Below are 26,749 nucleotides of genomic sequence, written 5' to 3' on the forward strand. Positions count from 1 at the left end.
TATGGCCAGTAAAAATTTAAGAAGTTAATATTTTTTGCAGGATATTATAATTTTATAAAGAAATTATTTAAGTGAATAGATATATTCATTTAAAGGGGCTGGATTTAATGGAAGTAAAAAACAAAGTATTAATTAAAATAAATGGACAAGAATATCCTATAGTTGGAGCAGAGCCAAAGGAATACCTTTTGAAGGTAGGTAGCTTTGTTGACGATAGAATGGAGGAAATAGCAGGGACAAATAAGAGACTAAGTACATCGATGATTGCGGTTTTAACATCTATAAATATTGCAGACCAGTATTTAAAGCAAAAAGATGAGTTAGAACACCTGCAACAGCAATATACTGTCCCCTTAAATAAGCTTGAGAAAATGAAGACAGAGCTTGAAGCAGCCGAAAAGCGTTTGAAGGAAACAGAGTATCATAATCAACAGCAGCAGCAACAGCTATTGGTGTTAAAGGAGTATAAAGAGAAAAAGGAAAAAGAAACAGCCCTACTAAGGGATACCCTTAAGGAAAAGGAAAAAGACCTACAAAAAGCTGAAGAAATTATTAACGACCTTCAAAACAAGCTATTTGAGAATCAATTAAAGCTGGTTGAGGCAAGAAAGCAGCTAGATGCTTATGTAGAAGGATCTGATAAAGGTCACTACAAATAGTAGGTTGACTACATTAGATGAAAAAGTAGTGATATAATAATATTACTACTTTTTATTATTACATACTTTTGTATTCCATTATAAGGAAGGTTGTTTGCCATGAAAAAAGTTGAGCTATTGGCTCCAGCAGGAGATTTTGAAGGGCTAAGGGCTGCCCTAGTAAATGGAGCAGATGCAGTATATTTAGGAGGAAAAGACTTTAGTGCTAGGGCATATGCTTCTAACTTTGATAGAGCTACAATTGCTGAGGCTGTAAAATATAGTCATTTAAGAGGTATGAAGGTATATGTTACCATTAATACCCTTTTAAAGGATGTGGAGATAAATAAGCTATTAGATTATGTAGCTTTCTTATATGAAAATGATGTAGATGCACTAATAATACAGGACATAGGGGTACTGTCTTTAATTAGCTACGGGTTTCCGGACTTTGAGCTCCATTGTAGTACACAAATGACCCTTCACAATACCCCTGGAATTGAGGCTATTAAAAGCTTTGGTGTTAAAAGAGTTGTTGTAGCAAGGGAGTTGAATATAAAAGAAATCCAAGAAATATATAATAATACAGGTATGGAGCTTGAGGTTTTCATTCACGGAGCTCTTTGTGTATCCTATTCAGGCCAGTGCTTAATCAGTAGCTATATAGGAGGAAGAAGCGGTAATAGGGGTAGATGTGCCCAGCCCTGCCGAAGAAGCTATGAACTATTGGGACAAAATAATAAAAAATTAAAGAAGGAAGCCTATCATATTAGTATGAGGGACTTAAATACAATAAAATATATAGACAAACTTATAGAAGGTGGAGTAGCTTCCTTTAAAATAGAAGGGAGAATGAAAAAGCCCCACTATGTAGCAGCAATAGTAAGAAGCTATAGGCAAGCAATTGATAGGTATTTAATATCAAAGCAAATGATGGATGAAGAGAAGGTAAGGGATGAAATTGCACAGGTTTTCAATAGAAGGTTTACTAGAGGCTTTATATTAGAAAGCCCTAAAGAGGAAATTGTAAATATAGAAAAACCAAGTAATAGAGGAGTTTACTTAGGTGAAGTATTATGGGTAGATAAAGGAAGAAACACTATTAGGCTAAAGCTGGAGAAGCCACTGGCCGTAGGAGATGGAATAGAAGCTTTAACCTCTAGTGGTAAAGATGTAGGAGGAGCCATAACCACTATTACTATCAATAACAAAAAAGTACACAAGGCAGATAAAAATGAAACTGTAGAAATAGTGGTAAAGGGCAATGTAAACAAAGGAGATAAAATATTCAAAACCCATGATGCAGTGCTAACAAAGCAGCTTCAAGAAACCTATGAAAATAAGGATATTACAATTAAGCTTAAGGGTGAAATTACAATAGAGATAGACAAAGCCATAAAACTATATATATGGGATGAGCTAGGTAATGGAGCTTATCAGGAGTCAGAATTTATAGTTGAAAAAGCAATAAAGGCTCCATTAACAGAAGAGCGAATAAGGGATAATCTAAACAAACTGGGTGGTACACCCTTTGTATTTGAGTATATTAATATTAATTTAGAAAAAGGAGCTTCAGCACCTATAGCAACTATTAATGGACTTAGGAGAGGGGCTATAGAAAAGCTATCGGATATTAAAAGTAAGCATCACCCTAGAAAAATGATAAAGGAAATAGTAAGAAAGCCCTTTAGAATGCCGGTTTATAAGTTGGCAGAAGGAAAAGATATAAAAACTATAAAAACCTCCCTTAGGGTAGACACAATTAAGCAGTTAAAAAGTATTAATGCACCTACTATAGATAGGGTATATTACGGAGATTTAAACACCCTAGATTTAGCAATAGATTTTTGTAAAGGTAAAGGCTGGAATATATTTTTTAGATCACCCAATATAGTGAAGGACAAAGATTATAATTATATTAATGAGAAGCTAAAGCATCTAAAAATAGATGGTATTCTCGCAGGTGATATTGGTATGGTAAAAAATGCAATGGATCAATATAGTATTCCTGTTATCGCCGATTACACCCTAAATCCTTTTAATAGCTATAGCCTAGATACCCTATTGGGTTTAGGGGTTACTGGAGTAGTTATCTCAACTGAGTTAGACTTAAAGTCCATAGGAGATTTACTTAGCTGTAGCTCTATGGAAATTGAAGTTATTGTCTACGGAAAGCTAATGGCAATGACTCTTGAATACTGTCCCTTAAATGATGTTGCTAATTGCATTAACAGCTGTAACCAATGTAGCCATATACCCTACAGCTATAGATGGGGCCTAAGGGATCATAAAAATATGATTTTTCCAATTGCCAAGGACTTTTTAGGTAGAACAATAGTTTTAAACTCACAACCATTATTCATGCTGGATAAGCTAAAGGAAATAAAAAAGGTTAATCCACATAGGCTTCAAGTATCCATTACTGATGAAGATACGGAGAAGATTAAAAAAATCCCCTTAAATATGGAGGGAACCACAAGGGATTTGCCAGTTAGCTTTACTAGGGGACACTATTTTAGAGGGGTAGAATAAAGCCAGATTAACAGAAGGTAAAAGTATTGAGATTATTAAGAAAAGGGAGTGATTAAGCTGAAAATTACAGAGTTAGAAACCCCATGCTTGGTGGTGGATTTAGATAAGCTGGAAAAAAACATTGCTGAAATGCAACAGCTTGCAAATCACCATGGTGTAAAGCTATGGCCAATGATAAAAACCCATAAAAGTCATTACATAGTAGATAAGCAAATTAAAGCTGGAGCAGAGGGTATATTAGCAGCAAAGCTTTCGGAGGCTGAAAAAATGCTGGAGGCAAATGTAAAAAAGATAATGCTGGCATACCCAATAATTGGAGAAGGTAAGCTTAAAAGACTCATTGCCCTATCAAAAAAGGCTGAAGTCTATTGTAGTATCGACTCATTAATATCTGCTGAGATATTAAATAAAGCAGGAATCGACTCCCAAACCCTGTTTAAATGTATTGTTATTATAGACAGTGGCTTAAATAGACTAGGAATTAAGCCAGAGGAAACTGCTAGGTTTGTTAAGAGCTTAAAAGAGCTGAGTAATCTTAAGGTGGTGGGTGTTGCAACCCATGGTGGCCATGTTTATGGTGCGGTAGATAGAGAGGGAGTAATAGAAGCAGCTAATCAAGAAATAATGGCTATAGAAGCCGCTGAAAAGCAACTGCTAGAGGAAGGAGTAGCCTGTGAGGTTGTTGCTATAGGCTCTAGCCCAACTGTAAAGGTAATAAATAATTATAGTTCAATTAAGCAGATTAGACCAGGGAACTATGTGTTTAATGATGCTGTACAAATGGCTTTAGGGGTAGCGAAGGAGGATGATTGCTCACTATTTGTTAGGGCAACAGTAATTAGCATACCTGAAGAAGGAAGAGCAATAATAGATGCAGGAAGCAAAATTCTATGCCTCGATACTGGTGCCCATGGAAATACTAGCATAGTTGGCTATGGTAGAGTTAAGGGATTTGAGGAGATAGTAGTAAAGGGCTTGTCAGAAGAACTGGGAAGGCTACAGTATAATCCAAGCAAAATACAGCTACAGATAGGAGATATTATTGAGATAATACCTAATCATGCATGTACAGTGGCCAATATGGTGGATAGGATATATGGTGTTAGAAATAGGATGGTTGAAAAGGAGATATTAGTATCTGCTAGGGGTTTAGTTTATTAATTACGGGTGCTAAAACACCAAAACTAATATACAATAGGAGGAAGCAATATGAAGATTAAAGATATTCAAGTTGGAAAGATTTCTGTTCCCTTAGTAAAACCCTTCAAAACTGCCCTAAGAACAGTTAAATCCATTGAAGACGTTGTAGTTAAAATAACTACAGATACTGGACACGTTGGGTATGGAGAGGCTGCTCCTACTGCTGTAATTACAGGTGATACAACTGGAGCAATTATTGGTGCTATAAATGAATACATAAAGCCCCAGCTAATAGGCTTAAACATAGAAAACTTTGAAGAGGTAATGCTGAAGCTCCATAGCTCCCTAATAAAAAACACCAGTGGTAAGGCTGCAGTTGACATAGCCCTTTATGACTTGTTTGGACAGCTACATAATGCACCCCTATACAAGCTTCTTGGAGGCTATAGGAATGAAATAATAACAGATATTACAATTAGTGTAAACGACCCAGATGAAATGGCTAAGGACAGTATAGAAGCAGTAGCAAGAGGCTATAAAACCCTAAAAATAAAAGTAGGAAAGGATCCACAGAAGGATATTGAGAGAATTAAAGGAATTAGAAATGCAATAGGCTATGATATTAAGCTTAGGATAGATGCTAATCAAGGCTGGAGGCCAAAGGAAGCTATTAGTATTTTAAGAAGGATGGAGGATAAGGGTTTAGAGATTGAACTAGTTGAACAACCAGTATTAGCCCATGACTTTGAAGGGCTAAAGCTTGTAACAGACAATGTAGGCATACCAGTTTTAGCAGATGAAAGTGTCTTTTCACCAAGAGATGCATTGAGAATACTAGAAATGAGGGCTGCTGATTTAATCAATATTAAGCTAATGAAAACTGGGGGAATATATAATGCCCTAAAAATATGCTCTGTTGCAGAGGTATATAATGTAGAATGTATGATTGGCTGTATGCTAGAGAGTAAAATAAGTGTTACAGCAGCAGCCCATTTAGCAGGTGCAAAAAGCATAATTACTAAAATAGACCTAGATGGACCTTCATTATGTAGCCAAGACCCAATTAATGGAGGGGCAATTTTCGACGATTACAGAATTACAATTCCAGAAGAAAAAGGCTTAGGCTTTACAAATATTTCAGATGCCTTTTTTTAATAAAGAAAACGCAAGGGAAAAAAATTAAAGGATGAGTATATATGTTTATTAAAGATAGTTATGTAAAAGAGTTTACCGACATGATGTCTGAAGGCTTTATTTTTATTGATAACCTAGGGAAAATACAAATTTACAACAATAAGGCCAAAGAGATATTTGGAATAATATACAATCAAGGAATAGGACATAAGGCTGGCGTTATCAATAAAGGAGATATTGTTATAGTTGCAGATAACTGTCTAGGTAAAGATGATGGTGGACTTACCCCTAATGACTTAAAGGTGATGGGAATTGATGATAGAAGCATTAAACACAATGATTCTATCGTTGGTATTGGAGTATTTGGAGAGTTTAATGGGAAGGCAAAATATAAATATCACAAACCATATGAAAAAAAGGGAATATTATCAATATCACATGAAATCCTTAACAAAACAATAAATGTTGTTATTGATTATAACAATAGAGTAATTAATATAACAGTGGATGAACAAGCCTTTGAAATGTCCTATGTAAATGCCATTGGTCATATGGTTATTTTAGATAAAGACTATGGTAATGTAAAATTCTATCAGGCTAAGGGCTATACAACCAGAGGAGAAGAAATAAATAATTTATTAAGGGGATACAGCTATAGGGCAAAAGGGAGAGATGTAGATACAATAGATGTTATAGGTAGAGATATATTCGAGATTCATAATAATAGTCCTACCATTAAGGAATTTTATGAAGCAGCAAAGGGTAAGGACATTAGCTATAGGGAAAAATTCACAGAAATAAATGGAAGACCAACTATATGCACCTTAGAGGTTGTAAACAGTGGTGATAAAAGGGTAGGTGCAGCCCTTAAGGTGGAGGATATATCAGAGATTAAAAGGGTAATTAGAGAAAGGGATGAAGCATTACTGAATCTAGAGGAGGCTGAGAAAAAGCTTAAGGAAGAAGAAGCACTATCAGAGGTGTTTCCAGAAGTAATTGGTGATAGTAAAGAAATAAGAAATGTTAAAAACCTTGCATATAAAGCATCAAAATCAAACTCCACTGTGTTGATTTTAGGAGAAAGTGGCACAGGAAAAAGCTTGTTTGCAAAGGCCATACACAAAGCAAGTAAATATAGTCATAATCCCTTTATTCATGTAAACTGTGGTTCAATACCAGAGGCATTGCTAGAAAGTGAGTTGTTTGGCTATGAAGGAGGAGCCTTCACAGGGGCTAAAATCAGCGGGAAGGCTGGAATGTTTGAGTTAGCCGATGGAGGCACTATTTTTTTAGATGAAATAGGTGAAATTTCACCAGTATTACAAATAAAACTATTGCAGGTTTTACAGAATAAAAGCTTTTATAGGGTTGGTGGAAACAAGAAAATAACAGTTGACCTAAGAATAATTGTGGCAACAAACAAAAACCTAGAAGAAGAGATGGTTAAGGGGAATTTTAGGGAGGACTTATATTATAGAATTAATGTTTTCCCAATTTGGATACCTCCATTAAGGGATAGAAAGCAGGATATACATTCACTGGTATATTCAATGCTACCAAACATTTGTAGAAGAATTGGCTGCCAAGAAAAACGAATTTCAGGGGAAGCCCTTAGTATGTTATCAAACTATCAGTGGCCTGGGAATATTAGAGAACTTGAGAACATACTTGAGAGGGCAGTAAATCTTGCCGAAGGTAATACTATTTTATCAACCCACTTATCAATAGAACCTTCAATAACTAAAGAGAGAAAGATTAAAGAAATAAAATCATTAAAGGATATTATCGGTGAGGCTGAAGAAAAGGCTATTAGGGAGGTCCTTCTACTTAGTGGTGGAGATAAGAAATCTGCCATTAAGCTATTAAAGATAGGGAAAACCAGCTTTTATGAAAAAATGAAAAAATATCACATTGACTAGTTCGCACTACAGGAATCGCTCCGTAATTTCGGAATAAAGCTACTCTAAAAGCATTTTGGCATAAAATAGATGTGTAGAAGTGTTCTGAATAGGTAGCTGTTGGTAATTTGAATAAATAATAAAAAAATCAGTTCGAAAATTCGGAAGAGTAAACTTTATAACCTGCAAAATAGAGGTGCTAATTAGCCTATATACAAATTAGTAGAAATTGGCATGGTACTTGCTTTATAATAAGTCAGAATATTATGCAAATTGGCGGCACTCATCTCCCCCTTAAGAAGCGGGAGTGTTAGTAACCTATGTGGGTGTAGATGCTGGAATGTCTCATAACTATAGTAAATTACCAAGACCATCAGTACTTTTATTAACAAAGGAAGAATAGAATTATTATATAAAGATTAACCTATGAAGACCTTTTCAGTAAAGAGAGATTTAATAAAATATTGGAAGAGGAGGGTTAAAATGAAAAAATTATTAGTCTTAATGTTAATACTAATGTTAGCACTAACGGGTTGTTGGTCTGGGGGGACGGACCAACCAACAGATGGGGATGAAACAGGAGTTGAAGAGCCTAGTAGTGTACCAAAAGAGTTTACATGGACCTATTCTGGAGAAATTACTACATTAAATTACCTAGTAACAGCTAGTACAAATGAATTTGGGGTTGCTGCTAACTTAGTAGATTCACTAATTGATTATGACAGATATGGGGTTGTACAACCTGCTTTAGCGACAGAATGGACTACGTCAGACGATGGTTTAGTTTGGACATTTAAAATCCGTGAAGGTGTTAAATGGGTGACCCATGAAGGTATAGAATATGCAGAGGTTACAGCACAGGATTTCGTTGATGCTGCTGAGTACCTTCTAGACAGCACAAATGAGTCAAAAACTGCTAATATTTTCTATAGTGTTATTAAAAATGCCGAAGAGTACTATAATGGTGATATTACTGATTTTTCACAGGTAGGAGTAAAGGCAGTAGATAAACATACTCTAGAGTATACCCTTAAGCAACCAACACCATATTTCCTATCAATGCTTAACTACGTAGCATTCTTCCCAGTTAATGGTCAGTTTTTAGAAGAAGTAGGAGATAGATTTGGTACTGATCACAAGAATTTCCTATATAATGGTGCTTTTATAATGGAAATATTTGAGCCACAAACTAGAAGAATTCTTGTGAAGAATGAAAACTATTGGGATAAGGACAATATATTCCTTACTAAAATAAACTATCTATACAATAAAGAGTCTGCAACTCTAGCCCCAGAGCTATTTGCTCGTGGAGAAATAGATTACGCAGCTATACCCTCATCAATTATTGATGAGTGGATGAAGGATTCTAAAAAGAAGGAAATGGTAAGACCTAATAGAACATCTTTCTATACTTATTTCTATGCACTAAACTTTGACCCAAAGTTTGATGAACAATATGAGCCAGACAACTGGAAGATTGCAGTTAATAATAAAAACTTCCGTAAATCCCTATTCCATGCTTTAGATAGAAAAGCAGCTATGCTAACTGCAGAGCCTTATAATCCAGAACAAAAACTATCAAATACAATAACACCTAGAAATTTTGTTAGTATAGGTGGATCGGATTACACTCAAATTGGGAAGTTGAATGATTTCACAACTACAGATTCATTTAATAAAACTAAAGCTGTTGAGTATAAAGAAAAAGCTATGGAAGAGTTACAAGGAAATGCTAATTTCCCCGTTATAGTATATATGCCATATAATTCAGGATCAACTGAATGGGCTAACCGTGCTCAGGTCATAGAACAACAAATGGAGAATTTATTAGGAAAAGACTATATAGATATAGTTATCGCAGCAAAACCTCCTACAAACTTCTTGTCAGAAAATAGACGTAATGGAAATTATGCCTTCCTAGAAGCTAACTGGGGACCAGACTATGCCGACCCTGAAACATATACAGGTCCATTCTATCCAGGTGGGACTTATAACTTCCCTGAGTTTGTAGAAGGATATACCGAAGCTAATGGAGAGAAAAGCTATACAAACTTAGTAGATACTGCCAAGGCAGAAGTTCTAGACATCGCAAAACGTTACGAGTTATTTGCTGACGCAGAAGCCTTCTTAATAGAAGAAGCCTTTGTAATACCTTATGCCCTTGGTGGAGGTGGGTATTCTGCTTCAAGATTAAATCCATTTGAGTCACAATATTCACCATTTGGAGTTTCAGCTGAAAGATTTAAAGGGCAACATCTTCTAGAAAAGCCAATGAATACAGAACAGTATCATGAGGAAAGAGAAGCATGGGAAAAAGCACGTGAGAAGGCTTTAAAGTAAGTAAAAATTAAAATAAATATAAGCTATAAAGACTGTTTAATAACAGTCTTTATAGCTTATTAATAGCCTATAAAGATACGTTATTAATCCTTTATGACTCTATTACAGGCTTGAAATACAAGTAGAGGGGGAGAGGGATGTTAAAATATTCTATAAAGAGATTACTCCAATCATTGGTTACATTATTCATTATCATTACAATAGTATTCCTTCTTATGAGATTAATGCCAGAAGAGGGTTACTTTGGAGATGAATTTGATAAATTAGATGTGGCACAAAGAGAAGCTATCTTAGCAAGTATGGGTCTTAGAGATCCTATACATATACAGTTAGGAAACTTCTACAAGGATCTTTTTTCTGGTGATTTGGGAACATCTATAATATACAGACCTAAAGTGCCTATTACAGAGATTATAGCAGATAAGCTACCCTATTCACTGTATTTTGGACTGGTTGCCATGGGCATATCTTTGTTGGCTGGTATCCCTTTAGGAGCACTTATGGCGAGAAGTAAAAACAAACTCTGGGATAAATTGGGTACAGGGTATATCGTGTTTATAAACGCGGTTCCGGCGGCGGTATACTTTCTATTTTTACAATTATATGTAACAGATATTTTTAAGCTGCCAATACTCTTTAGGCCTGACAAACCAGTTAGCTGGATACTACCTGCAATATCAATGGCTTTAGGAAGCACAGCCCATTATGCAATGTGGATGAGACGTTACATGGTAGATGAAATTAATAAGGATTATGTTAGATTAGCAAGGGCTAAGGGTTTAAGGAATCAAACCATTATGTTAAAGCATGTTTTTAGAAATGCTTTTGTTCCTATGGCTCAATATCTGCCCACATCATTACTCTTTACAATAGCAGGTTCTATATATATTGAGTCACTATATTCAATCCCTGGTATGGGAGGCTTATTGGTAGATGTTATTCAAAGGCAAGACAATTCATTAGTACAGGCATTAGTACTTATATTTTCTTCAATTGGTATTTTTGGATTATTTTTAGGAGATATACTTATGGCTATATTTGACCCACGCATTAATCTACAGAAAAAGGAGGGGGCTAGGTAATGGGTAGTAAGGCGATTAGTAAATTATCAGACGGAATAAGTCAAGACCTATTCGAGTTTGCAGGATACGATGAAGAAGAGGCAAAACGCGCTGGTTATTCAAATTACTCCTATTGGCGCTCTACTTGGCAGGTGTTTATTAAAAATAGGGTAGCACTGGTTTTGCTAATATTGATGACTACGGTTTTAGTATTTACACTAATACAACCCTATTTACCAAATCAAAAATTACCTACAAAGATATATATTGATGAAAGTACAGGAATGCAGCTTTCAAACCATAAGCCAGATTCTGAATTTTGGTTTGGAACAAACTCAATAGGTCAAGATATTTGGGCTCGTATATGGAGCGGAACCCGCACTTCACTATTAATAGGATTGGCAGTAGGGTTTTTTGAAGCCCTTGTAGGAATTACAGTTGGAGCCATGTGGGGATATATTAGACCCCTAGATAGACCGATTACAGAGGTTTATAATGTTATAAACAATGTACCAAAAACTATTATATTAATTCTTCTAACATATATTATGCGTCCTGGTTTAGGTACTATGATTTTTGCTATGTGCATGACAGGATGGATAAATATGGCAAGGTTTGTACGAAATCTAATAATAATTATAAGGGATAGAGAATATAACTTGGCATCAAAATGTCTTGGTACTCCAACTAGAAGGATTATAACCAAGAACTTACTTCCATACTTAGTTTCTGTTATTATGCTGAGAATGGCATTAGCTATACCCTTAGCCATTGGATATGAAGTGTTCTTAACCTATATAGGACTTGGATTACCAGTTAGTATACCATCACTTGGGAACTTAATTAATGAAGGAAGACTTTTAATGATGGCACCATCTCTACGTTATCAGTTGATTTTCCCAGCATTAGTTCTTTCAATTATTACAATATCTTTCTATGTAATGGGTAATGTATTCTCTGATGCAGCAGACCCAAGAAACCATGTTTAGGAGGTGACATTATGGCAAGCCCAAAGATTAAGTTATCTATTAGGGACTTAGTAATAAAATTTAAGCTAAGAGGTCAGGTTTTAACTGCTATAAGGGAAGCTTCTTTAGATATATATGAAGGAGAAAGTCTAGCCATAGTTGGAGAATCAGGATCGGGAAAATCTGTATTTACTAAGAGCTTTATGGGTCTACTAGATGGTAATGGATGGATAGATTCAGGGAGTATTACCTATGAAGGAGAAGATATAGCAAGATTCAAAACTGAAAAGGAATGGCTTAAAATAAGAGGCAAAAAGATTGCCATGGTATTTCAAGATCCAATGACTTCCTTAAATCCTCTGAAAACTGTAGGAAAACAGGTTCAAGAGGCGGTGGAGCTTCACCAAGGATTAAAAAAGGAAGAAGCTAAAAGGCTTACCATTGAAATCTTAGATGATGTAGGTATACCAGACTCAGAAAGTAGATATAAGCAATTTCCCCATGAGTTTTCAGGGGGTATGAGACAAAGAGTTGTTATAGCAATAGCTATAGCATGTAATCCCCATTTACTCATATGTGATGAACCTACAACAGCCCTTGATGTAACAATACAAGCCCAGATTCTTAATCTTTTAAAAAATCTTAAGGAGAAATATAGTTTAACTACCATATATATTACCCACGACTTAGGAGTTGTGGCTAATGTGGCTGATAGAATCGCTGTAATGTATGCAGGGGATATTGTGGAAATAGGAAATAGTGAGGAAGTATTTTATAATGCACAGCATCCTTATACCTGGGCATTACTATCATCACTACCACAGCTTGGAGTTAAGGGAGAACCTTTACACTCTATAAAGGGAACACCTCCTAACCTATTTTATGAAGTGAAGGGAGATGCCTTTGCACCTCGTAATCCCAAGGCTTTAAAAATAGACTTTGTTGAAAAGCCCCCATATTTTGAAGTAAGCCCTACCCATAAAGCGAAAACTTGGATATTAGACCCAAGGGCCCCAAAGGTAGATCCGCCTGCATCTATTAAAATATTAAGAGATCAATGGGGGGGAAGGAAAAATGCCTAATAAGAAGGATATTTTACTAGAAGTTAAGAATCTTAGCGTTGAGTTTGGAAAAAGAAAAAAGAAATTTGTTGCAGTTAATGATGTTAGTTTTCATATATACAAAGGCGAGACCTTTGGATTAGTGGGAGAATCAGGCTCTGGGAAGACCACTATAGGGAGAGCAATTATGCGGTTAAATGAATCAGCCAGTGGAGATATAGTATTTAATGGAAAGAAGATTAATGGCAGTATAGATAAAGAGCTAGACAAAGAGATAACTAAGAAAATACAAATGATTTTTCAAGATCCAATGGCTTCATTAAATGAAAGGGCCAAGGTAGACTATATAGTGTCTGAAGGGCTTTACAACATTAAAAACTATAAAAACGAAGAAGAAAGAAAAGAAAAGGTAGAAAAGGCCCTTTTAGATGTTGGGTTACTTCCAGAGTTCTTAAGTCGTTTCCCCCATGAGTTCTCAGGGGGGCAAAGACAAAGGATAGGTATTGCAAGAGCCTTAGTTATGGAGCCTGATCTAATAATAGCCGATGAGCCCATATCAGCACTGGATGTTTCCATCCGTGCCCAGGTTTTAAATCTGTTATCAGAGCTTCAAAAAAGAAAAAATTTAACTTATTTGTTTATAGCCCATGATCTATCGGTTGTTCGTTTTATAACCGATAGAGTTGCAGTAATACACAAAGGCAAAATAGTAGAGTTAGCAGAAACTGAAAGGTTGTATGGAAATCCTCTACATCCCTATACTCGTTCCCTTCTTTCTGCTATTCCTATACCAGACCCTAGAAAGGAGAAGGAAAAGGTACTAAAGATTTATGATCCAAGTTGTCACGATTACGATAATGCCCCTCCAAAGTGGGTGGAAATTGAACCGGAACACTTTGTATTAGGAAATGAGAAGGAAATAGAAGAGTATCGAATAACGTTAATGCATAACCAATAGCCCTACTTCATTATCCATGGTATTAGAATATTATGGTCGTGATATTGACACCGAAGAAGTAGCAGCCCATGTTTTAGATAATTAAATGAATACATTAAGAACCTAAAGGGGGATAATTTTGAAAAGACTTGTTATCAACAATGGATATGTGATTGATCCTGCAAATAAAATATCATCTTTATTAAATATTGCCATAGAAGGTGGAAAAATTGTTGAGATATCCAATGATATCCTGCATGGAGAAGAGCTTATAGATGCAGAAGGTTTAATTATTTCTCCAGGATTTATTGATTGTCATATGCATGAAGATCCCTATGACCCAGAATTAGACAAAATCAACATAAGTATTTTTAATTGCATGCTAAGAATGGGTGTTACTACTGCTGTAGGTGGAAACTGTGGAAGTGGGCCGGTTGACATACCTAAATACATAAATGCTATTGATAGAGCTGGACTTCCTGTAAACTTTAGCATGCTAGTCCCTCACAATATATTAAGAGCTCTAGAAGGAATAAATGATAAATATGGAAAAGCATCACCGGTAGAAATAAGTAATATGAAAATAAGAGCCCAACAATACTTAGATTTAGGATGTTTAGGAATATCCTTTGGCATTAGATATGTTCCTGGATTAGATGAAAAAGAATTAAAAGAAATATCTTCAGCCTGCAAAAAAGATAAAAAAATTATAGTAGCACATATCAGAGATGACGCCAAAAACGTGATTGCTTCAGCTAAGGAGCTTATAGAAATAGGACTAAATCATAATTTACCTATTCAAATTTCCCATTTAGGAAGCATGGGAGCTTATGGACAGATGGAAGAATTACTATCATTAATTGATTATCATAAATTAAATGGTCTTGATATATCTGCAGACTGCTATCCTTATAATGCATTCAGTACAAGTGTAGGAGCAACAACCTATGATAGCGGATTTCTAGAGAGATATGGGGCTGATTATGAAGCTATCGAAATTGCAGAAGGTAAATATAAAGGACAAAGATGTACAGAAGAAATTTTTAAAGAATTAAGGGATACTAATCCAGCAATCTTAACCATAGGCCATTTTATGCGGGAAGAAGATGTTGATAAAGCTATATCCCATCCTAATGTATTTATTGCCAGTGATGGAGTTATGCATAATTATCAAGGTCATCCAAGAGCAGCAGGAACATTTCCTAGGGTAATCTCAAAATACGTAAAGGAAAAACAATTAATTTCATTATATGATGCTATAGGTAAGATGACTTGGTTACCTGCTAAAAAGTATGGACTAGCTAAGGGTACCTTAAGCATTGGCAGTGATGGGGATATCCTTATATTTGACTACAATGAAATAAAGGATAACTCAACCTTTGAAGAGCCTGCTCTACCACCTAATGGGATTAAATACGTACTTGTTAATGGAGAAATATCCTGTAAAGATAATAATATATTAAGCTATACATCTGGGAGGTTTATCCGAACCTCAACTGAGTCTTACACTATTCAGAAATAACTGGGGGTTGGAGGTGATTAAATGCTTAGAGAAACAGTGCTAAATAAACTACAGGGAGTAGAAGCTAATGTATCTATAGTGCTAAATGACTTAACTAGAGATAAGTGGGTGTTAAGATACAAGGAAAATAAAAAATTTCCCTCTGCTAGTACAATTAAGATATTAATCATGGTAGAAGCATTGAAGCAGGTGAATGAAGGTAAATTCACACTAGAACAGAAGATAACAGCGAAGGATAGTGATAGGGTAGAGTTTAGCATCATTAGTGAACTAAATATAAGTGAATATACATTTAAGGACTTAATAATTCTTATGATAATAATTAGTGATAATACTGCAACTAATATGCTAATAGATATGGTTGGTTATGAAAGCATAAATAAAATGGCAGGGGTCCTTGGACTTAGCAGTACAGTCTTAAAAAGAAAAATGATGGATTTTGAAGCAGCAAAAGCTGGTAGGCAAAATGAAACTAGTGCCATTGATATGGCAAAAATTTTACAAAAAATATACAACAAGTCTATACTCAATGAAGAAATGTGTGAGATAATGATAGATATCCTAAAAAGGCAGAAACATAAGGATAGCCTATCAAGGTATATTACAGATGAAGTAACTATTGCACATAAAACTGGTGAACTTGATAGGCTTAACCATGATATAGGAATTTTTTATCTAGAAGATATTCATTATATACTAGGAGTATTTGTTACAGATGCTCAGGATAATTTAGAGGCTAAGAGAATTATAGGGAGTATATCTAAATTAGTATATGAACATTTTTTACATAAAGGAAGATAGGACTAAACAGAAAAGGGGGCTAATTAAATGGGAAATAATGCTTTTCAATTAGGGGTCTTTATCAAATCAGTAGTGCCTATAAAGCTACATCCCAGCTTCGAAAGTGAAATGGCTGATGAGGGTCTCTATGGTATGGTTGTTAAAGTGATAGAAGATACTGGGGATGGATGGTATTACATTGAAACCCATTATGATTATAGTGGATACGCTCATCAATCTGATATGTTTATGGATGAAAAAAGGTCATTGGATTGGAAAAACTCTGCTACAAATGTTATAACTCACTCAATTGTGGATGTTATGGCTGCACCTACTTATAAAAGCTATATAATAGAAGTCTTGACTCGAGGTGGAGTAGTAGCATTAACAGGAGAGGAAAAGGATGGTTGGTCTGAGATTGAGCTTATAGATAAAAAGAGAGGATGGGTCCGCAGTACCTTTGTAGAGAGCCTAAAGACAGAAGCAAATAGATTAGATGAAGAAAAACTAAGGAAAAGCTTAGTAGCTACTGCTTTATCTTACATAGGAACCCAGTACAGATGGGGAGGAAGGAGTGCTTTTGGGATAGATTGCTCTGGACTTTGTTCAATATCATATTTATTAAATGGAATTATCATCTATAGGGATGCTGAGCTAAAGAGTCAATACATGAGGAAGATAAGCCTTGATGAAATTAAACCTGCAGACCTTTTGTTTTTCCCAGGTCATGTTGCAATGTACATCGGCGATGATAAATATGTGCACTCAAGTTCAAGCATCAATGGTGTAGCAATAAACAGCTTAAATCCAAAGGACTATGATTATAGAGAGGACTTAGCAAAAGAGATAACCGGCATAGGCACAATTTTTTAAGGCGAAGAGGTATACAATGAAAAAACTGATATAAATATTGGTTAGTTCGAAAAAACGAACTGGTTGTCCTAAAAAGCGAACTCATGATATACTAGGATAATACAAGATTATCTAAGGTTTTAGATTTGATGGTATTACTTTATTTACTTTAGGAGTTCGGAAAAACGAACACAAAATATACCCTATAATACAATACAGTTGTAGAAGACTTGAAACATTCACTATTCTAGCAATTGGCACAGTTATTGCTTTTTGATTAAAGGAGCTATATATATTAGAAAATTATGAAAATAGAAGGGGACATAACCATGAGAAATGCAGAACAGATGAAGACTAACTATGAATTTGCTGGATGTGACACTGTTGAACTAGCCAAGCAATACGGAACACCACTATATGTTGTTTCGGAGGAGAAAATAAGAGAAGGCTGTAAGGAAATTAAAGAAACATTTCTTATGAAATATAAAAATACTAAAGCAACCTATGCTAGTAAGGCATTTTTAACACTGGCGATGTGTAAAATAATAGAAGAAGAAGGCTTAGGATTAGATGTGGTTTCGGGAGGAGAGCTTTATACAGCAATTAAAGCTAATTTTCCAATGGAAAAAATTGTGTTTCATGGCAATAATAAATCCTACGAAGAGCTGTATATGGCGGTATCCCATGGAGTAGGTAGAATAGTTATTGATAATTCCTTTGAGCTACACATGCTGGAGGATATTACAAATATTCTAAAAAGAGATATTGAGGTTTTATTTAGGGTTTCTCCTGGGGTAAAGGGAGAAACACATGAATATATAATAACCGGTCAAAAGGACTCAAAATTTGGAATTCCCTTAGAGGGGGATAATATTCTGCAATGTGTAAAAAGGGTGGTACTATCAAAGCATATAAAGCTAATGGGATTTCACTTTCATTTAGGCTCTCAGCTTTTTGATAGGGACATATATGTAATTGCACTAAGAATTATTATGAACCTCATAAAGCAGCTTAAGGAGCAAATTTCCTTTGTAACTAAAGAAATTAATACAGGTGGAGGCTTTGGTATTTTCTATACTAACGGTGATAAGCCAAAACCTATAAATTATTATACAGATGCCATAATGAAGGAGCTACAAGATCAGTGTAGTAGTCTAAATATAGAAGTACCATCTATAGTAATTGAACCAGGCAGATGGATTATTGGAGGTTCAGGTATAACCCTATACACAGTGGGGGCAGTAAAGGAAATTCCCCAGGTAAGAACCTATGTAAGTGTAGATGGTGGTTTACCAGATAACCCTAGACCAGCTTTATATAAGGCTAAATATCAAGCGGTGGTGGCCAATAAAATTAATCATCCGAAGGACAAAGTAGTTACTATCGCAGGAAAATGCTGTGAATCAGGTGATATTTTGATTTGGGACTTACAAGCTCCCCAGGTAGAGCCAGGGGATATTTTAGCAGTGCTAAGCACAGGAGCCTATAACTATTCAATGGCAAGTAACTATAATAAGCTTTTAAGACCTGCTGTTGTTTTAGTTAATAGGGGAGAGGCCAATTTAATTGTAAAAAGAGAAAGTCTTGAAGATCTTATTAGGAGAGATATTATTCCAAAGCATCTCCTATAAAAAACTTATTATTAAATTCTTATGGGGGGGGTGAATGTAGTAGTTTTTAGTTGTTTTACCAATATCATTAGAAGGGGGAATTGTGTATGATTAATGTTGTATGGTTTTTATTTATTGCAGTTGGTATTATAGTAGCAGCTTTTACTGGTAATATTGAAGCAGTTACAGACTCAGCCATATCAAGTGCGAGACTAGCTGTTGATTTATCTTTGGGACTAATTGGAGTTATGGCTTTATGGCTTGGAATTATGAAAATAGCAGAGGTTTCTGGATTAATTAAAGCAATATCAAAGGCTTTGAGATTTGTAATGGTACCTTTATTCCCAGATGTACCAGCTGATCATCCAGCTATGGGAGCAATTATCATGAACATGGCTGCAAACGTTCTAGGTCTTGGAAATGCTGCAACACCACTGGGGTTAAAGGCAATGCAAGAGCTACAGGAATTAAATCCTAATAAGGATACAGCAACAAATGCAATGTGTACCTTCTTAGCTATTAATACTTCTTCTGTTACGTTAATACCAGCAAGTATTATTGCCATAAGAGCTTCTGCTGGTTCAGCTAATCCAACAGAAATTATTGGACCTGTTATAGTGGCAACAGTAGCATCTACAACTGCAGCAATTATAGCAGTTAAGCTGCTACAGAAGCTACCAGCTTTTCAAATTAAACCACAGGACCTTGAAGAAGTAAAAGGCCAATAAAAGGAGGGGAAAATATGTTTGTTGAAATTATGAATGCAATTTCTAAATATGCAATACCGTTCATTTTGTTAGCAATACCAGCCTATGGTTTCTTTAAAAAGGTTAAGGTGTATGAAGCCTTTACAGATGGAGCCAAGGAAGGATTTACTACAGCTGTTAGAATTATACCATTCCTAGTTGCTATGCTGGTGTCAATAGGGATATTTAGAGCATCAGGGGCTATGGATATTTTAGTTAAGGCAGTAAGCCCAATAACTGGACTTATTGGAATGCCAGGTGAGGTGCTACCAATGGCTATTATGAGACCCCTATCCGGTGGTGGTGCATCAGGTATAATGAGTGAATTAATAACTACACATGGAGCAGATTCACTAATAGGTAGAATGGCATCAATTATGAATGGATCTACAGAAACTACCTTCTATGTGTTGGCAGTATACTTTGGTTCCGTTGCAATTAAAAAGACAAGACATGCACTTCCAGCAGGACTTATTGCAGATGCAGTTGGCCTTGTAACAGCAGTTTTAGTTGCTAATCTAATGTTTGGATAGAAAAAAGCAAATAAATAAAAATTAATAAGGGCTATTTTTAGCCCTTTAATTTTTACATAATAAAGTTATAGGAGGAGAAAACATGATAAAACCCAAAGCTTTAAAGGCTGGTGACACAATTGCAGTAGTGGCACCCTCAAGCCCTGCAGACCCAGAAAAGGTAAAGAATGCAAAGCTTCAGCTGGAGGCGTTAGGCTTTAATGTAATTATGGGTAAAAGCTGTCACCAGGTCCACGGGTACTTAGCCGGTGAAGATGAACTTAGAGCAAATGATATAAATATTATGTTTAATGATAAGAAAATTAATGGTATTATTTGCTTAAGGGGAGGTTATGGTGCAGCTAAAACCTTAAATAAAATAGATTTTAATATTATAAAGGCAAATCCAAAAATTTTTATGGGCTATAGTGATATTACTGCACTACACCTAGCAATTAATCAAATATGTAGCCTTGTAACCTTCCACGGACCAATGGCTGCGTCAGATATTGCAGGCGGACTTGATGATTATAGTAAAGAGTATTTTATAAAGGCTATAATGGAGCCACAACCTATGGGGGTACTTAAGAATCCAATAGAAGTTAAAACCCAATGCCTTGTGGCTGGTAAAGCAACAGGAGAAATAGTAGGTGGAAACCTCGCCTTAGTCAGTTCAACAATGGGAACTCCCTATGAGATTAACACCAAGGGTAAACTCCTCTTCCTAGAAGAAATAGGAGAAGAACCCTACAGTGTAGATAGAATGTTGACCCAGTTAGCACTTGCTGGAAAGCTTAATGATGCAGAGGGTATAATTTTAGGCGACTGGAAGGACTGTGAGCCATCTAAGGCTAAAGAAAGCTTAAGTCTAATGGAGGTATTTCAGGAGATAATAGTTCCCTACAATAAGCCAACAATATTTGATTTAAAGGCAGGCCATTGCACTCCAAAATTAACTATTCCCTTCGGGGTTAAAGCAACACTAAATGCAGAGGAAGGTACTTTATTCTTAGAGGAGGCGGCAACAATTTAATGGCAAAATCAACACATCCACTATTGATGGAGGCTCAAGCAATAAAAAATTGGCTAAGTAAAGTGAGAAGAGATTTCCACAAAGAACCCGAACTAGGTATGGAGGAGTTTAAAACTCAAAAAAAAATAGTTGAACACTTAAAGGAAATGGGAATACCCTACAAGACAGATGTGGCCAATACTGCTGTTGTGGGAATTATAAAGGGTAGTGAAAAGGGTAAGGTGGTAGCCCTAAGGGCAGACATGGATGCCTTACCCCTAGAGGATGAAAAGACAGTGCATTATAAATCTACCATAAAGGGAAAAATCCATGGCTGTGGACACGATGCCCATATGACTATTCTCTTGGGGGCTGCTAAACTGTTGAAGGAAAGAGAAGCAAAGCTAAAAGGAACCATAAAACTGTTTTTTCAACCTGCCGAAGAAACTTTAGGTGGAGCTAAGCCCATGATAGAAGCAGGAGTGATGGAGAATCCAACTGTAGATGCAGTTTTTGGACTCCATGTAACTCCAGAAACACCAGTGGGGAAAATTGGAGTAAAATACAGCCAAATGAATGCCTCATCCGATACAATAATAATAACTGTTAGGGGGGAAAGCACCCACGGAGCATATCCCCATGGAGGAATAGATGCAATCGTTATAGCTGGTCATATTATAACAGGGCTACAGACAATAGTAAGTAGAAATGTAGACCCAAGAGATTCTGCCGTTATTTCACTGGGTGAAATATCTGGTGGAACACAGGGGAATATTATTGCAAATAAAGTAACTATGAGGGGTACAGTACGGACCTTAAACCCTAATACTAGAGATATTGTTTTGGATAGAATCAAGCTAACCATAGAAAATATAGCTAAGTCAATGGGGGGTTCAGCAGAGCTTAACAGAGAAGAGGGGTATGTAGCATTAATTAATGATGATGCTATGGTGGAAGTAGTAAAGAAAAATGCAGGGGAAATATTAGGTTTGAGAAATGTAGAAATAATTAAAACTCCTAGTTTAGGAGTAGAGGACTTTGCATATTTTCTTCAGAAGGCCCCAGGTGCCTTTTATAGACTAGGCTGTAGAAATGAAGAAAAGGGAATAGTACATGAAGCCCATAGTACTCTATTTGATGTAGATGAAGATTGTCTCCCTATAGGAGTAGCTATTCAAGTCAAAAATACCCTGTCAATGTTAGAGGAGGCAGACTAAATGGAGGATTTTAAAAAGCTTTCATGCCGCCAGCCTAATAAAAATACCTCCTAAGCAGGAGGTTTTTGCTTTTCTGTTTTCTTTGTAATTAATATTGAAAAGATAATTAATAATGTAGCCAAGGATATACCAATAAAATCTATCCCAACATCAATTAAGCTGCTTACTCTACCATCTGTAAAGGATTGTCTAAACTCATCTAAAGCAGCCATAGCAGTGGCAGAAACAAAAGATAATAAAAGGGCTGTATAATTCTTTTTTGTGTATTGATTTATTAGAAAAAATAAGGCTATTGTCAAGGAGAAAAAAACAAAAACATGGGCTATTTTTCTTAATAGGAATTCAAGTATTACGGGATTTGCTCTAGCATAGGCATAAAAATCATAACTAACTGTTCGTATAGGATTCAATTCATTCATGTTAACAGGTAAATGCTCAGCTATTAATTCAGCAATACGTATAAAATACACATCAAATCTTAAGAGAATAGTATTTAGCTGCTTTAATATAGGTAGTACCCTTAAACCAGGAATAGAGGATAAATAAAAAATTCCTCCCAGTATTATTATTGCAAATACCCAACCATTTAGTTTTTTCATTTTCTACCTGCCTTTCAAGTTTTAATAAAATATTTAACCTATATGTTATTTTACCCCTTTTACACTATTTAATAATAACACAAATATATATTGGAACATACAGCCTAATAAAAGTCATTTAGTAAAAAGGGAAAACACAAGAATCAGTAAAAAAGCCTACTGACCCTTGTGTTTAGTTTTTTAAGGTTTTTGATTTCGTCTTTTCATTCAACATTCAACATTTCTTTTATCTTTGCCTTTAATTTTTAATTCGGTTTTATGTTCTTAATTTTTCACTTTTAACTTTTAACTTTTAATTTTTATTTCTCCCTATCTCGCCTTAACCTCTGTCCAAACCCTATCATATTCTGTTAAGAAGTCGGAAAGGTCCTTAAAAACCTCACAGTTTGCTAAATCTTCTGAAGAGGGATATGCTGTTTTATCATTAATCAGCTCATCATCTAAAAGCTTTCTAGCCTCCACATGGGGAGTAGAATAACCAATATAGTCTGTATTCTTAAAGGCTATGTCGGTGCTAGTCATGAAGTTAATAAAAAGCTCTGCATTTTCTTTGTTTTTACTGGTTTTAGGAATTACCATAGCATCAAACCAAAGGTTACTACCCTCCTTTGGTATAGCATATTCAAGGTTAGGATTTTGCCATTTCATATAAACAGCATCCCCTGACCATACAACAGCCATTGCAGCCTCCTCAGAGATCATCTTATCCTTTACATCATCTCCAACATAAGCCAAAACCAATGGTTTTTGTTTAATTAGCTCATCTTTAACAGCCTCAAGCTCATTAACATCTCTAGTATTAAGAGAATATCCTAGCTTCTTTAAGGTTATACCAATAGAATCCCGTTGACTATCTAACATTAATATCTGATTTGCGTATTTTTCATTCCATAAAATATCCCAGCTATCAACTGTATCATCCACCATAGTAGTGTTGTATATTATACCTACAGTACCCCACATATATGGCACAGAGTAATTATTACTAGAATCATAATCAAGATTTTTAAACTCTTCACTAATATATTTAAAGTTAGGAATGTTATTAAAGTCTATTTCGTGAAGCAAATCCTCTTTAATCATACGTTCAATCATATAGTCAGAGGGAAAAGCAACATCATAATCACTGCCACCAGCTTTTATTTTTATATACATGTCTTCGTTGGTTGCATAGGTATCATAAATTACTCTAATTCCATACTCCTCTTCAAACTCCACTAAAACAGATTCATCAATATAGTCTCCCCAGTTATATACCTTTAACGTAGGCTTACCCTCACTACATCCTGTCATAGCAAGAATAATAGAGGCTACAAGTAATAATGCTAATGTTGTTTTAAAGACTTTAGTCATTTTTAAATCACTCCTTTATGGTATTGTTTTTTGACATTCTATTATTGATTATTATTAATAATAGTAATACAGTAATAAACATAATGGTTGAGAGGGCATTAATTTTAGGGTTAATTCCCCGCCTAGCCATTGAATAAATTGTTATTGATAGATTTGACACACCCGAGCCAGTGGTAAAGAAGCTTATTACAAAGTCATCCAGAGACAACGTAAAGGCCAAAAGAAAACCCGTTATAATACCTGGCATTATTTCAGGAATTATTACCTTTCTAAGGGCATAGCTAGGGCTTGCACCCAAATCTAAAGCAGCCTCATAAATATGCTTATTTAACTGTTTTAGTTTAGGTAAAACCGAAATAATTACATAGGGAATATTAAAGGTTATATGTGCCAACAATAGGGTTAAAAAGCCTAATCTTATCCTCATGAATATAAATAACAGCATTAAAGCTATTCCAGTCACTATATCGGGATTCAATACTGGTAAATAGGTTAAATTCATTATCATTGATTTTTTAAATCTTTTCATGTTATCTATTCCAATAGCTGCTGCAGTTCCTATTGCTGTTGCAATTAAAGAAGAAAGAATTGCAACACTTAAAGTATAGTACATTGCTGACATAATTTGCCTATCCTTAAACAATTCTATATACCATTTTAATGTAAGTCCATCCCAACTACCCCTCGATTTAGATTCATTGAAGGAGAATATAATAAGAACCATAATGGGGGCATATAGAAAGAAAAATATTAAAAAGGCATAGAGCTTTTTTATATGTTTCATTACCATAGTCCAGCCCCCTCGTTTTCTTTTTCATATTTAGACATAAAGCCCATACTAACTAATATTAAAATCATCATCACTATTGAGATGGCAGACCCAAAGCTCCAGTCACCAACAAATAAAAACTGCTGTTCTATTAAGTTACCTATTAAGGTGAACTGACCGCCACCTAAAAGCCTTGAAATAACAAAGGTGGTAACCGCAGGCATAAAAACCATTGTAATGCCAGATATAACCCCCGATATGCTTAGGGGAAATGTGACCTTGCGAAAAACAGTAATAGAATCTGCACCTAAATCTTCTGCAGCCTCCAGTAGACTTTTATCAATCTTTATTAACACAGAGTATATAGGTAATACCATAAAGGGCAAGAAGTTATAAACCATACCAAGAATAACTGCCTGTTCTGTATATAAAATATTTAAGCTAGGTAGCTTTAAAAAGTTCAGTATAGTATTAATGATTCCTCCCCTTTCAAGCAATGTCATCCATGCGTAGGTCCTTAAAAGAAAATTCATCCACATTGGAATAATAAACAGAAGAACTAAAGTGTTTTTCATCTTTAAGCCATTGCTTGCAAGTATCATTGCCATAGGATACCCTAAGATTAAACAGATTACGGTACTTATTAATGCTAAACGAATTGAGCGCCAAAGCACCATTAGGTATATAGGTTCAAAAAATCGCTTGAAGTTATCCAGTGAAAGCTGAAGTCCTGACTCTGTTCTAATAGTAACTCCAAAGAATATAACCAATATAATGGGTAAAACAATAAAAATTGTCATCCATATCAGATAGGGTGCAACAACACGGTTTTCCTTCATATAGCCTTCACCTTCTTCATAATATGGATATCACTAGGTTGAATTAATATACCTACTTTGCTGCCAACTGGCACCATCAAGGTGCTGTGAATCATCCAGCTTATACCGTTACTAGTAACCATCATTTCATAGTGAACTCCCTTAAATATTACTGATACCACCTGACCCAACAGCATACCATCAGCTTCCTTTACAAGCTTTATATCCTCAGGTCTAATAATTACATCTACTTCTTCGTTGGCTTCAAAGCCTTTATCTACACAGTCAAATTTTCTGCCTGCAAAATCTACTAAATAATCCTTAATCATGGTGCCAGTAATAATGTTGCTTTCTCCTATAAAATCTGCAACAAAGGAGTTTTTAGGCTCGTTATAAATGTCTACAGGGCTACCAATTTGCTGTATTGTGCCATCCTTCATTACAACCACTGTATCCGACATGGTTAAGGCTTCCTCTTGATCGTGGGTAACATATATAAAGGTAATTCCTAGTTTTTGTTGTATGTTCTTAAGCTCAAGCTGCATATCCTTTCTTAGCTTTAAATCCAATGCTCCTAAAGGCTCATCTAGTAATAATACCTCTGGTTCGTTTACCAAAGCTCTGGCGATTGCAACCCTTTGCTGCTGCCCCCCACTCAAGGAGTGTATTGATCTTTTTTGAAAACCAGGTAGATTAACTAAGGTCAATATATCCTTTACCTTTTCTTTAATAAGTCCTTTATCCATTTTTTTAATGTTTAATCCAAAGGCTATATTATCTGCTACGTTTAAGTGAGGGAAGAGTGCATATTTTTGAAACACTGTATTTACTCTTCTTTGATAAGGGGGAATACTTGTTATATCCATACCCTCAAATAATACTTCGCCAGAGGAAGGGGTTTCAAAGCCACCAATAATTCTTAAAGTAGTGGTTTTACCACAACCACTTGGACCTAAAAGAGTTAAAAATTCATTTCTTCTTACATATAGATTAATATTTTTTAATACATTATGGTCATCGTAGCTTTTCGATACATTAGTCAGCTTAATTATTGGCTGTGACATTTTTAATCCCCCTTTAAATGCTATTTTAAGTATTTTACAATAATAAGTATCAATAGTAAACTTTTTGTTGAGTTATACTAAACTTAATAAGCAATAATAGAATGCCACATTAAACAAACAAAGTCAATAAGTACTGTTAAAAATATTTTTAAAAGTAAAGGTAACTGTAGAAATGTAAAGCCAGCC

23 protein-coding genes are annotated in these 26,749 nt (G+C 35.3%); 18 read left to right on the forward strand and 5 right to left on the reverse strand.

Annotated features, from left to right (window positions below):
* Positions 1 to 71: 71 nt before the first annotated feature.
* From F8154_RS06435 to F8154_RS06520, 18 genes are all read left to right on the forward strand, one after another.
* A complete protein-coding gene (locus F8154_RS06435) occupies positions 72 to 659 on the forward strand; it encodes a cell division protein ZapA (protein WP_192930185.1) in 588 nt (195 codons plus the stop codon).
* Positions 660 to 758: 99 nt separating this feature from the next.
* Complete coding sequence (locus F8154_RS06440; protein ID WP_151860785.1) at positions 759 to 3,170, forward strand: U32 family peptidase; 2,412 nt, start codon at positions 759 to 761, stop codon at positions 3,168 to 3,170.
* Between the two features lie 48 nt (positions 3,171 to 3,218).
* Positions 3,219 to 4,331, forward strand: coding sequence for an alanine racemase (locus F8154_RS06445; RefSeq protein ID WP_151860786.1), 1,113 nt, complete (start codon positions 3,219 to 3,221; stop codon positions 4,329 to 4,331).
* Positions 4,332 to 4,379: 48 nt separating this feature from the next.
* Positions 4,380 to 5,465, forward strand: coding sequence for a dipeptide epimerase (locus tag F8154_RS06450; RefSeq protein WP_151860787.1), 1,086 nt, complete (start codon positions 4,380 to 4,382; stop codon positions 5,463 to 5,465).
* 41 nt (positions 5,466 to 5,506) lie between these two features.
* Positions 5,507 to 7,363 carry a sigma-54 interaction domain-containing protein gene (locus tag F8154_RS06455; protein WP_151860788.1) on the forward strand — a complete coding sequence of 619 codons (1,857 nt, stop codon included), beginning with the start codon at positions 5,507 to 5,509 and terminating at the stop codon, positions 7,361 to 7,363.
* Positions 7,364 to 7,825: 462 nt separating this feature from the next.
* On the forward strand, positions 7,826 to 9,682 hold the full coding sequence (locus F8154_RS06460; RefSeq protein ID WP_151860789.1) for a peptide ABC transporter substrate-binding protein: 1,857 nt from the start codon (positions 7,826 to 7,828) through the stop codon (positions 9,680 to 9,682).
* 137 nt (positions 9,683 to 9,819) lie between these two features.
* Positions 9,820 to 10,764 carry an ABC transporter permease gene (locus tag F8154_RS06465; RefSeq protein WP_151860790.1) on the forward strand — a complete coding sequence of 315 codons (945 nt, stop codon included), beginning with the start codon at positions 9,820 to 9,822 and terminating at the stop codon, positions 10,762 to 10,764.
* A complete protein-coding gene (locus F8154_RS06470; protein WP_151860791.1) occupies positions 10,764 to 11,732 on the forward strand; it encodes an ABC transporter permease in 969 nt (322 codons plus the stop codon). The genes F8154_RS06465 and F8154_RS06470 overlap by 1 nt, the downstream gene beginning before the upstream one ends.
* A gap of 11 nt (positions 11,733 to 11,743) precedes the next feature.
* Complete coding sequence (locus F8154_RS06475; RefSeq protein WP_151860792.1) at positions 11,744 to 12,793, forward strand: ABC transporter ATP-binding protein; 1,050 nt, start codon at positions 11,744 to 11,746, stop codon at positions 12,791 to 12,793.
* Positions 12,786 to 13,730, forward strand: a complete 945-nt coding sequence (locus F8154_RS06480) for an ATP-binding cassette domain-containing protein (protein ID WP_151860793.1) — start codon at positions 12,786 to 12,788, stop codon at positions 13,728 to 13,730. Before F8154_RS06475 ends, F8154_RS06480 begins: the two co-directional genes overlap by 8 nt.
* A 118-nt stretch (positions 13,731 to 13,848) precedes the next feature.
* Entirely contained in the window at positions 13,849 to 15,231 is a 1,383-nt protein-coding gene (locus tag F8154_RS06485; protein WP_151860794.1) for an N-acyl-D-amino-acid deacylase family protein, read from the forward strand.
* Between the two features lie 21 nt (positions 15,232 to 15,252).
* On the forward strand, positions 15,253 to 16,032 hold the full coding sequence (locus F8154_RS06490) for a serine hydrolase (RefSeq protein ID WP_151860795.1): 780 nt from the start codon (positions 15,253 to 15,255) through the stop codon (positions 16,030 to 16,032).
* A gap of 27 nt (positions 16,033 to 16,059) precedes the next feature.
* Positions 16,060 to 16,884 (forward strand): C40 family peptidase, encoded by an 825-nt coding sequence (locus F8154_RS06495; RefSeq protein ID WP_151860796.1) that lies wholly within the window; start codon positions 16,060 to 16,062, stop codon positions 16,882 to 16,884.
* A 284-nt stretch (positions 16,885 to 17,168) separates the two neighbouring features.
* The gene (gene lysA / locus F8154_RS06500; protein WP_151860797.1) at positions 17,169 to 18,494 is read left to right on the forward strand and encodes a diaminopimelate decarboxylase; all 1,326 of its coding nucleotides are present in this window, start codon (positions 17,169 to 17,171) and stop codon (positions 18,492 to 18,494) included.
* An 86-nt stretch (positions 18,495 to 18,580) separates the two neighbouring features.
* Complete coding sequence (locus F8154_RS06505) at positions 18,581 to 19,201, forward strand: nucleoside recognition domain-containing protein (protein WP_151860798.1); 621 nt, start codon at positions 18,581 to 18,583, stop codon at positions 19,199 to 19,201.
* 14 nt (positions 19,202 to 19,215) lie between these two features.
* Positions 19,216 to 19,752, forward strand: coding sequence for a spore maturation protein (locus F8154_RS06510; protein WP_151860799.1), 537 nt, complete (start codon positions 19,216 to 19,218; stop codon positions 19,750 to 19,752).
* 82 nt (positions 19,753 to 19,834) lie between these two features.
* Positions 19,835 to 20,764, forward strand: coding sequence for a S66 peptidase family protein (locus F8154_RS06515; protein ID WP_151860800.1), 930 nt, complete (start codon positions 19,835 to 19,837; stop codon positions 20,762 to 20,764).
* Positions 20,764 to 21,960 (forward strand): M20 metallopeptidase family protein, encoded by a 1,197-nt coding sequence (locus F8154_RS06520; protein WP_151860801.1) that lies wholly within the window; start codon positions 20,764 to 20,766, stop codon positions 21,958 to 21,960. The genes F8154_RS06515 and F8154_RS06520 overlap by 1 nt, the downstream gene beginning before the upstream one ends.
* Positions 21,961 to 22,010: 50 nt before the next feature.
* Here F8154_RS06520 and F8154_RS06525 read toward each other — a convergent pair whose 3' ends face one another.
* From F8154_RS06525 to potA, 5 genes are all read right to left on the reverse strand, one after another.
* A complete protein-coding gene (locus F8154_RS06525) occupies positions 22,011 to 22,559 on the reverse strand; it encodes a VanZ family protein (RefSeq protein WP_151860802.1) in 549 nt (182 codons plus the stop codon).
* A 309-nt stretch (positions 22,560 to 22,868) separates the two neighbouring features.
* Complete coding sequence (locus tag F8154_RS06530; RefSeq protein ID WP_151860803.1) at positions 22,869 to 23,912, reverse strand: ABC transporter substrate-binding protein; 1,044 nt, start codon at positions 23,910 to 23,912, stop codon at positions 22,869 to 22,871.
* Positions 23,913 to 23,919: 7 nt separating this feature from the next.
* A complete protein-coding gene (locus F8154_RS06535; RefSeq protein WP_151860804.1) occupies positions 23,920 to 24,702 on the reverse strand; it encodes an ABC transporter permease in 783 nt (260 codons plus the stop codon).
* The gene (locus F8154_RS06540) at positions 24,696 to 25,520 is read right to left on the reverse strand and encodes an ABC transporter permease (protein ID WP_151860805.1); all 825 of its coding nucleotides are present in this window, start codon (positions 25,518 to 25,520) and stop codon (positions 24,696 to 24,698) included. The genes F8154_RS06535 and F8154_RS06540 overlap by 7 nt, the downstream gene beginning before the upstream one ends.
* Positions 25,517 to 26,563, reverse strand: coding sequence for a spermidine/putrescine ABC transporter ATP-binding protein (gene potA / locus F8154_RS06545; protein ID WP_151860806.1), 1,047 nt, complete (start codon positions 26,561 to 26,563; stop codon positions 25,517 to 25,519). Before potA ends, F8154_RS06540 begins: the two co-directional genes overlap by 4 nt.
* Positions 26,564 to 26,749 lie beyond the last annotated feature (186 nt).

The sequence above is a fragment of the Alkaliphilus pronyensis genome (genome assembly GCF_009017275.1).
Lineage (GTDB): Bacteria > Bacillota > Clostridia > Peptostreptococcales > Natronincolaceae > Alkaliphilus_C > Alkaliphilus_C pronyensis.

Coding starts and splice junctions, on each gene's coding strand:
- F8154_RS06440 (WP_151860785.1), top strand. CDS start 759: ATGAAAAAAGTTGAGCTATTGGCTCCAGCAGGAGATTTTGAAGGGCTA.
- F8154_RS06450 (WP_151860787.1), top strand. CDS start 4,380: ATGAAGATTAAAGATATTCAAGTTGGAAAGATTTCTGTTCCCTTAGTA.
- F8154_RS06455 (WP_151860788.1), top strand. CDS start 5,507: ATGTTTATTAAAGATAGTTATGTAAAAGAGTTTACCGACATGATGTCT.
- F8154_RS06460 (WP_151860789.1), top strand. CDS start 7,826: ATGAAAAAATTATTAGTCTTAATGTTAATACTAATGTTAGCACTAACG.
- F8154_RS06465 (WP_151860790.1), top strand. CDS start 9,820: ATGTTAAAATATTCTATAAAGAGATTACTCCAATCATTGGTTACATTA.
- F8154_RS06470 (WP_151860791.1), top strand. CDS start 10,764: ATGGGTAGTAAGGCGATTAGTAAATTATCAGACGGAATAAGTCAAGAC.
- F8154_RS06475 (WP_151860792.1), top strand. CDS start 11,744: ATGGCAAGCCCAAAGATTAAGTTATCTATTAGGGACTTAGTAATAAAA.
- F8154_RS06480 (WP_151860793.1), top strand. CDS start 12,786: ATGCCTAATAAGAAGGATATTTTACTAGAAGTTAAGAATCTTAGCGTT.
- F8154_RS06490 (WP_151860795.1), top strand. CDS start 15,253: ATGCTTAGAGAAACAGTGCTAAATAAACTACAGGGAGTAGAAGCTAAT.
- F8154_RS06495 (WP_151860796.1), top strand. CDS start 16,060: ATGGGAAATAATGCTTTTCAATTAGGGGTCTTTATCAAATCAGTAGTG.
- lysA (WP_151860797.1), top strand. CDS start 17,169: ATGAAAATAGAAGGGGACATAACCATGAGAAATGCAGAACAGATGAAG.
- F8154_RS06505 (WP_151860798.1), top strand. CDS start 18,581: ATGATTAATGTTGTATGGTTTTTATTTATTGCAGTTGGTATTATAGTA.
- F8154_RS06510 (WP_151860799.1), top strand. CDS start 19,216: ATGTTTGTTGAAATTATGAATGCAATTTCTAAATATGCAATACCGTTC.
- F8154_RS06515 (WP_151860800.1), top strand. CDS start 19,835: ATGATAAAACCCAAAGCTTTAAAGGCTGGTGACACAATTGCAGTAGTG.
- F8154_RS06520 (WP_151860801.1), top strand. CDS start 20,764: ATGGCAAAATCAACACATCCACTATTGATGGAGGCTCAAGCAATAAAA.
- F8154_RS06525 (WP_151860802.1), bottom strand. CDS start 22,559: ATGAAAAAACTAAATGGTTGGGTATTTGCAATAATAATACTGGGAGGA.
- F8154_RS06530 (WP_151860803.1), bottom strand. CDS start 23,912: ATGACTAAAGTCTTTAAAACAACATTAGCATTATTACTTGTAGCCTCT.
- F8154_RS06535 (WP_151860804.1), bottom strand. CDS start 24,702: ATGGTAATGAAACATATAAAAAAGCTCTATGCCTTTTTAATATTTTTC.
- F8154_RS06540 (WP_151860805.1), bottom strand. CDS start 25,520: ATGAAGGAAAACCGTGTTGTTGCACCCTATCTGATATGGATGACAATT.
- potA (WP_151860806.1), bottom strand. CDS start 26,563: ATGTCACAGCCAATAATTAAGCTGACTAATGTATCGAAAAGCTACGAT.